We start from the raw sequence: 7,284 nt of genomic DNA, 5'->3' as shown, positions 1-7,284 counted from the left end.
TTTTAAGCTTGTTTGTAAAACTTGATTTAACAAGTCCAAGAGCTACTAAGTCAATATCGATAGTTTGATTTATCACGGCATTGAGTTGTCTTAGGTATTGGTTTTGGTCTTTAAAATAAAATGGATAATACCCAAAAGTAAGATACTCTTGCATATACTCCAGTGGCAAAAACTGCTCACTCAAACCATCTACTATCTCTATATGATTTGATAAAATTTCTTCTAGTGAGAAGCTAGGCAGTGAAATGTTTAGCTTCATCTCCAAAAATTCTCTATAAGAGAGTCCATGCATGGGATACAAAACGACTCTGCGACTCAAGTCCGCTTGAGAGTTATAGATAGAAGTAGCACAAGAGCCAGTGAAGAGTACTTTGAGCTTGGGATAAAAATCATAAATCGCTTTAAGATCGAGTGCAAAGTTATCGTATTTGTGAATCTCATCAACAAGAAGGTACTCCCCGCCTATTTTTGCAAACTCTTCGGCTAACTCTATAAGCTTGATATCCACATTGGTAGGGTAATCATAAGAGAAATAAAGCGATTTGTAACCCTCAAGAGTGGATTTTAATTCTTGGAGGTATTGAAGCAAAAGAGTAGTCTTCCCAACACCACGAGAACCCACAATACCAATCATTTGCGAGCTAAAATCAATACTTTTGTGCAAGTATCGTTTATACTCACTTGAACTCTCTTTGATAATTCTTTTTTCAAGTTTTCGTAAATTTTCTAACATTTTCCATCCATTTTGTTAATTTACAGTTTACATTATAGCATATTATTGTTTAAAAATATAAAATATACTATATGAAATTATAAACTTACTAGATGAAATCTCGCAAAAAATAGAAAAAATAAAACAGCTGCAAAAAGAGAAGATGGCTAGCCTCAAAGCCCTGAAAGCTTCTATCTTGGACAGTGCATTCAGGGGAGAGTTGTAAAAGAGAGTAAGAAGTTAAGAGGTTCCGTTAACCCTTATTTTTCGAGACTTTAGTTGCTTTATCAGCTTCTACTTCTTTCTTTTTGTAATGCGACATAAAGTAGTTAAAAGAGTGTTTTAGAGCTTTGTTTGTCAACTCTGCAAACTCTTTTACATCTTTGTAGCTTTCTTCTGCCTTGTTTGAAAGAGCGTCAAATTTTGTGTGTGCATCATTATAGAGAGCCTCTAGCTCTTTTGCACCTATGTCAAACTGTTTTTTAGCTTCTTCACTTAGATGTGAGTTTGTTTTTTTGATTTCATCTATCTCTTTTTGGAACCTAACTAACTGTTTTTTTGCCTCTTCGATCATTTCATCTTTTTTCATGATATTACACCTTTTTATTGAGTTGCCTTAATTATATAGAAAGTCTCTTAAAAAAAAGATATTTATATTGCCACCATTTATGAAGATAATTATTTTAATAATTTCGATGCAAGATGCTACAATTGCATCATGATTAGAGAAAAACTTATAAATATCGTTATGGAGTGTCGTGAACTTTTTTTACAAGGTTATCACGCGGAGAAAAATGTGCAGTATAAAGGCACGGTTGATCTCTTTACTGAGTATGACGTGGCTATAGAGAAGCGTTTGAGCAAAAGTCTGCTAGAGGCATTTCCCGATTTTGAGATAGTCGGGGAAGAGAGCACGAAAGAGATTACGTACCCAAAAAAAGCGATATACATCGACCCGATTGACGGCACTACCAACTTTATACACGGATTGCCGTTTTGTGCTATCTCTGTAGGGATATGGGAAGATGGCAAGCCTATTGCCGGAGTAGTTTACAACCCTGTTTTGAATGAGTGTTTCAGTGCAGAGCGGGGCAGGGGTGCATTTTTAAACGCCAAGCCGATTTTTGTTTCAAAACAGCGTGACTTCCAGCAGTCGTTGATTGCGACTGGATTTCCTTATACGAAAGTTACAAAAGGGGCGGATTATGAGTGGGTGCTTCGCACGATGGCAAATATTCTTCCTGCAACCAGAGATATTCGCCGAACAGGTGCCGCGTCGATTGATCTGTGTTATGTCGCATGTGGCAAGTTTGAAGCGTACTACGAGTGCAATCTTAAGCCTTGGGATGTGGCAGCAGGGGTATTGATCGTGGAAGAGGCTCTTGGGAAAATATCGAACGAAAAGGGAGATGAGTATAGCCTTGATGAGCATATCATTTTAAGCAGCAACGGATTTGTGCATAGTGCGCTGCTAAAACACGTTGAACAAAAGTAGAAATTTCACACTTTAGTGTAGATTCGGTATCATCCTGTAGCCAATTCCGTAGATGCTCTCAATGGAGTTTTCTGGAAGTTTTTTCCTGAGTTTTGAGACCAGTTTTCTTATGTTTACAATATCTAAACTTTCATTAAGTGCGTTGTAGTGGTTTGTAATATCTTCATTTGAATAAATGACGCCTATCTTGTCGCTAATGAGCTGCAAAAATATAATCTCATATTTTGTCAATGTCATCATTTCTCCGTTTACAAGAAGTATATTTGTATCTTTGTTAAACGTGCACGAACCATTTAGCTTTATCTGCGATAGAGCTTTGCTTGTGCTATTTTGTGTCTCTGATGTCCCAAGTTTCTTAGCGGCATTGAAGAGAACTTTCAATAGATCTTGATAGTCTATAGGTTTTTTTATAAACTGTTCAATGCCGAGATTGATTAATGGCAGTAGATATTTAGAGTCATCATAGGCTGATACTATTATAACGATCTGATCGGGATTGATTTCGTAGATACTCTCTACGAGTTCAACTCCGTTGATGCGGGGCATCTGAATATCTGAGAGAATAATATCGTAGTGTTTAAACTCTTTTTGATAAAACTCTTTATATTTCCTAATAGCCTCTTCACCGTTCCCTGCGCTGTCAACCTGATAGAAAAAGGTCTTTAAAATCTCTCTAGTATTCTCTCTTAAATCATCATGATCCTCAGCAAAGAGGATGGATAAACCTTTTGTACGCGCCAATAACTCTTTGGAATTTAACATATTAATCACTTTTTGAATTTTTTGATAAAATAATTATATCTTTTAATTCACCGAATGTTCAAGAAAATAAGATATTATTTTGAAAAAAGAGAATAAATGAAACTTATAATTAACGGTGACACAAAAGAGCTCCCACAAAACATCACTTTAAAGAGAGTTATTGAAGAACTTAATCTTGATGGCAAGGTAATGGCAGCTGCTCTAAATATGGAGATAGTAAAACAGGACAAGTGGGAGAGCTGTATTTTAAAAGATATGGATAAGGTTGAGTTACTTGATTTTGTTGGCGGAGGTTGATTCTACAGCCACAACTGCTATAGCGTACTCTCCATCATGTGTTATGGAGAGGCTTAAGTCTGAAATATTGAATTTTTCTAAAAGTTTTTTTGAGACTCTTAAGTGTGGAGCTCCGTTTTCACTCTTATAGATGACTATGTCATGAAAACCGCACTCAGAACCTATTCCGACTCCAAGAGCTTTTGAAAACGCCTCTTTGGCAGCCCAAAAGCCCGAAGCAGTCTTGTAGTTTTTTACAAGTGCAATCTCTTCTTTGGAGAGAAACCTGCAAAGAGCCTTCTCTCCAAAGCGCTCAATCAACCCTCTCATGCGAGATGTTTTTATGAGGTCTATGCCTATCATCTACTGTATGACAAACTCAGTAAAATATACACTCGTTACGCTTCCGTCTGTTATCATCGAGTTTAGTGTGTCGACAATCTGCTCAGAAACCTTCTGTTTCCCTTTTTTTGAAGATATCTCTTCTAGTGTCTTAGAGGTTAAAATCCTGATAATTCTGTCTCTTATAACAGGAGATTTGTTGTCAAGTTCGATGCTCAGCTCTTTTCCCTCAAGCTCAAGTGAGATAGTGGCTTTTAGGTAACGGCGACCTGCATCACTTTTTAAGTTGACCGTGAAAGTATCAAGCGGGTACAAGATTCCAATCTCGCTTAGTTTTCTAGAGACCATATCTTCAGAGTTTCTTGCATCTCTATATGAAGTCCTTTGCTCTTGAGCTTGAGGAGCTGCTGTTTGTTGCGCGCTCTGGGTTTTTTCATCATCACTTAAGAGAAGAACAGTGACTATTGCACCACCTATGACGATAAGTACTAAAACAGCAATAATGACAATCATTAACAGCTTGCTTGACTTTTTCTTCTCTTCTTTATTCTCTTCTTTGCTCTCTTCTTTGGGCATGGGACTTCCTTGATTTTTATTTTGCTAGTATATCAAAAAAAATATTATTTTATAAGCAACTGCTATTAATCACAAATTGTTATATTTAGAGCTTTTATAATCTCTTCAAATATCGGTCCAGCCTCACGATCTATGTCATCTTGGTACTCTATGACAACAACTTCTCTGTTGTTAGATATGTTGCAGGTGTATGTCTCTGGTTTTGTTTTGTATTTTGAAGTTATATTGTCAATTGTTGAACAGACCAACTTTCCCTCTTCTTTTCCACTGTATGCGATTGATAACTTTGCAAATTTCTCTTCGCTTCTTACTTTAGCGTCCATATTATAGTTGGTTCCTTTTTTGATTTTTAGGATTATACAATGAATAGGTTGAAGCGGATTTTAATATGGGCATTATCAGTACCACTCCAGCAGTTTTGTAACTTCATCGACAATAAATATTTTCATACTTGACTTCTCAAGAGGTTTTTTAGAGACAAGTGCTTTTGAGATATTTTGCATACTTGCTTCTTTAAGCCTTGTATCCATTGCATAAACTTCTCTCACATCGCCGACAAGAGAGACTTCGCCTATGAAGACGGTCTGTTTGGATATGGCGCGATTTCTAAAACTGCTTATAATCGCCGCCAAAATCGCCAAGTCTGCAGATGTCTCGTTTATCTTTATGCCGCCTGTAATATTTATAAATACGTCATATCCGGAGAGAGGGATTTCCAGTTTTCTCTCTAAAAGTGCCAGCAACATGTTGAGTCTATTTGTGTCAAAGCCCGTAGCCTGTCTTTTTGAGTTTGCAGTGTGAGACTCAGAAACAAGCGCTTGAACTTCAAGAATGATAGGGCGCGAACCTTCCATGATAACCGTCAAAGCAGAACCTGCCTGCTCTGAGTTACGATTGAAAAATCTGGAGGCTACATCAGTGGCGGAGACAAGTCCCTCGCCTTTCATCTCAAAAACCCCTATCTCGCTTGTCGGTCCGAAACGATTTTTAAATCCTCTAAGAATTCTTAGCTCCCGCGAGGAGTCGCCCTCAAAATATAAAACAGTATCTACCATGTGCTCCAAAACTCTCGGACCGGCGATTGACCCCTCTTTTGTAATATGCCCTATAATAAAGATAGCAATGTTTTTGTCTTTTGCGATGCGCATCAACTCAAAAGTAATCTGCCTTACCTGTGTCACAGAACCCGGAGCCGATGAGATGTTTTCTGAGTAGAGTGTCTGAATGGAGTCGATAATTATAAAGTTATAATTGCGATGTTCAAGCTCAACTATTACCTGCTCAAGCCGTATCTCGCTAAGAAGATACAAAGAGTCATGATTTGCACTCAGTCGATTTGCACGAAGTTTTATCTGCCCTGCAGACTCCTCTCCTGTCACATAAAGAACATTTTGTCCGCTAGAAGCTATGTCGCCGCCGACTTTTAAAAGCAGAGTCGATTTTCCAACACCGGGGCTTCCACCGATGAGAGTAAGTGAACCGGGAACAACGCCTCCGCCAAGCACCATGTCAAGCTCTATGCTTCCGGAACTAAACCTAAAGATCTCCTCTTCTTTTATATCGTTGATGCTTTGTGCTTTTGAAGATGAGCCGGAAGCTGATTTTGTCTGTTTTGAAACTTCTTGCTGATGTTCGTTAAGCTCTACAAACGAGTCCCAAGCTCCGCAATTTGTACACTTTCCCATCCATCTTGGAGTTGTCAATCCACAATGCTGGCACTCAAAGAGAATCTTTTTTTTGGACATATTTTTTAGCCTTTTTGAGGTATTTGAAGAATTATACACTTATAGCTTTGAAGATATTAAATATATGACAAATTGACATATATAACGTAATGGTTCTGTAATAATTGATTTATACAATTCAACATAAAAATAAGACAAGGCTATTTATAGATATGAAAAAACTCTCCGTTAAAATCCAGATTTTACTGCTTATAACCCTCTCGTTAACACTCCTTGGAGCGGTAGCGACATATATAGCAAGTTCAAAAAGCAAAGATGCTCTGCTTGAGAGCAGCTACGCAAATTTAACTGCCCTCAGAGATGTAAAAAAGTCTCAGATTGAAGCCTTTTTTAGAGACTGCATAAGAGACATTGATGTCTTGGCAAATAGTAATAATCTTCAAAACATTACTTGGGATTTATTAAGTGTTTATGATGACTTGGAAGTAAAAGAAGATGAGCCTTTTCCCGTAAATGATCCATCTGCAAAAGAGGAGAGGCTTCCGCATGAGGTATATTTTCAAAAATATTTAAAAGAGTATGGATATAGCGATATTTATGTCATTGGGGCAAAACATGGGCATGTTATATACTCCGCTAAAAAAGAGTCCGACTACGGTACAAACCTTACATACGGTCCCTTAAAAGGTAGCGTTCTTAGCCAAGTTTATAAAAAGAGTTTGCAAAATAATCGTCCGACTTTTGTTGACATGAGACCTTATCAGGTCGATGGAAATTTACCTGCCATGTTTATAGCAACGCCTATAGTTGTAAATGCTGAAGTAAAGGCTGTTTTGGTATTTAAAATCAATAATGATGCAATTAAAAACATTATGCGGTATCGAAAGGGATATGGTAAATCTCAGGAGGATTACCTGGTGGGACCCGACAAACTTATGAGAAGTGATAGTTTTTTAGACCCAAAAAACCACTCTCTTGAAGCATCTTTTGCAGATGCTACTACAGGTTCTGTTGATACTGAGGCGTCTAAAGAAGCTCTGTCGGGCAAAACAGATACCAAAATAGTAGTTGATTACAACGGCAATTCCGTGCTCTCCTCTTTTAGCGCAATAAGTATCGGCAAAGATTTCAAGTGGGCAATACTCTCCGAGATAGACGAAGCAGAGGTTCTTGAGGTTCCAAACAGCATAAGAGATACTCTCGCCATAGACTCTATTATCCTTCTTGTGGTAATAATTGCAACGGCTCTGTTTTTGATAAACAGAAGCGTAGTAAAGCCAATAGAGAGATTTAAAGAGACACTTGCAAACATAGGAAACAATAAGAATCTCACTCTTCTTGTGGATGAAAACGCTCCGCTTGAGCTCTCCCAAATGGCTAGAAGTTTCAACAACTTAATGAGAGAGCTAAAAGAGCTCATAGACGTCTCAAAGGTA

General features: G+C 37.7%; 10 protein-coding genes. 3 read left to right on the top strand and 7 right to left on the bottom strand.

The window, feature by feature from the left end:
- Nucleotides 1–733: ATP-binding protein (locus RQ763_RS07860; RefSeq protein WP_314152210.1), on the bottom strand; the 733-nt coding region annotated here is incomplete at its 3' end.
- A gap of 232 nt (nucleotides 734–965) precedes the next feature.
- The gene (locus RQ763_RS07855; protein WP_314152209.1) at nucleotides 966–1,301 is read right to left on the bottom strand and encodes a hypothetical protein; all 336 of its coding nucleotides are present in this window, start codon (nucleotides 1,299–1,301) and stop codon (nucleotides 966–968) included.
- Between the two features lie 129 nt (nucleotides 1,302–1,430).
- Between RQ763_RS07855 and RQ763_RS07850 the strand changes: the two genes are divergently transcribed.
- Nucleotides 1,431–2,207 carry an inositol monophosphatase family protein gene (locus tag RQ763_RS07850; RefSeq protein ID WP_314152207.1) on the top strand — a complete coding sequence of 259 codons (777 nt, stop codon included), beginning with the start codon at nucleotides 1,431–1,433 and terminating at the stop codon, nucleotides 2,205–2,207.
- A 12-nt stretch (nucleotides 2,208–2,219) separates the two neighbouring features.
- Here RQ763_RS07850 and RQ763_RS07845 read toward each other — a convergent pair whose 3' ends face one another.
- On the bottom strand, nucleotides 2,220–2,969 hold the full coding sequence (locus tag RQ763_RS07845) for a response regulator transcription factor (RefSeq protein ID WP_314152206.1): 750 nt from the start codon (nucleotides 2,967–2,969) through the stop codon (nucleotides 2,220–2,222).
- 96 nt (nucleotides 2,970–3,065) lie between these two features.
- Between RQ763_RS07845 and thiS the strand changes: the two genes are divergently transcribed.
- Nucleotides 3,066–3,266 carry a sulfur carrier protein ThiS gene (gene thiS, locus RQ763_RS07840; protein ID WP_314152205.1) on the top strand — a complete coding sequence of 67 codons (201 nt, stop codon included), beginning with the start codon at nucleotides 3,066–3,068 and terminating at the stop codon, nucleotides 3,264–3,266.
- Here thiS and acpS read toward each other — a convergent pair.
- The 4 genes from acpS to radA all read right to left on the bottom strand — a co-directional run bounded on the left by acpS (nucleotide 3,240) and on the right by radA (nucleotide 5,908).
- The gene (acpS, locus tag RQ763_RS07835; RefSeq protein WP_314152204.1) at nucleotides 3,240–3,608 is read right to left on the bottom strand and encodes a holo-ACP synthase; all 369 of its coding nucleotides are present in this window, start codon (nucleotides 3,606–3,608) and stop codon (nucleotides 3,240–3,242) included. The two genes, thiS and acpS, sit on opposite strands and share 27 nt — an antisense overlap.
- On the bottom strand, nucleotides 3,609–4,163 hold the full coding sequence (fliL, locus tag RQ763_RS07830) for a flagellar basal body-associated protein FliL (RefSeq protein WP_314152202.1): 555 nt from the start codon (nucleotides 4,161–4,163) through the stop codon (nucleotides 3,609–3,611).
- 65 nt (nucleotides 4,164–4,228) lie between these two features.
- Nucleotides 4,229–4,486, bottom strand: coding sequence for a hypothetical protein (locus RQ763_RS07825; RefSeq protein WP_314152201.1), 258 nt, complete (start codon nucleotides 4,484–4,486; stop codon nucleotides 4,229–4,231).
- Nucleotides 4,487–4,561: 75 nt separating this feature from the next.
- On the bottom strand, nucleotides 4,562–5,908 hold the full coding sequence (gene radA / locus RQ763_RS07820) for a DNA repair protein RadA (protein ID WP_314152200.1): 1,347 nt from the start codon (nucleotides 5,906–5,908) through the stop codon (nucleotides 4,562–4,564).
- 152 nt (nucleotides 5,909–6,060) lie between these two features.
- Here radA and RQ763_RS07815 point away from each other — a divergent pair.
- Nucleotides 6,061–7,284, top strand: a 1,224-nt coding sequence (locus RQ763_RS07815) for a cache domain-containing protein (RefSeq protein ID WP_314152198.1), incomplete at its 3' end; no start/stop codon positions are given.

The organism is Sulfurimonas sp. (assembly GCF_032250635.1).
In the GTDB taxonomy this organism is placed as follows: domain Bacteria; phylum Campylobacterota; class Campylobacteria; order Campylobacterales; family Sulfurimonadaceae; genus Sulfurimonas.
The sequence above is the reverse complement of the archived record's forward strand: the minus strand, read 5'-3'. Positions and strand labels throughout refer to the sequence as shown.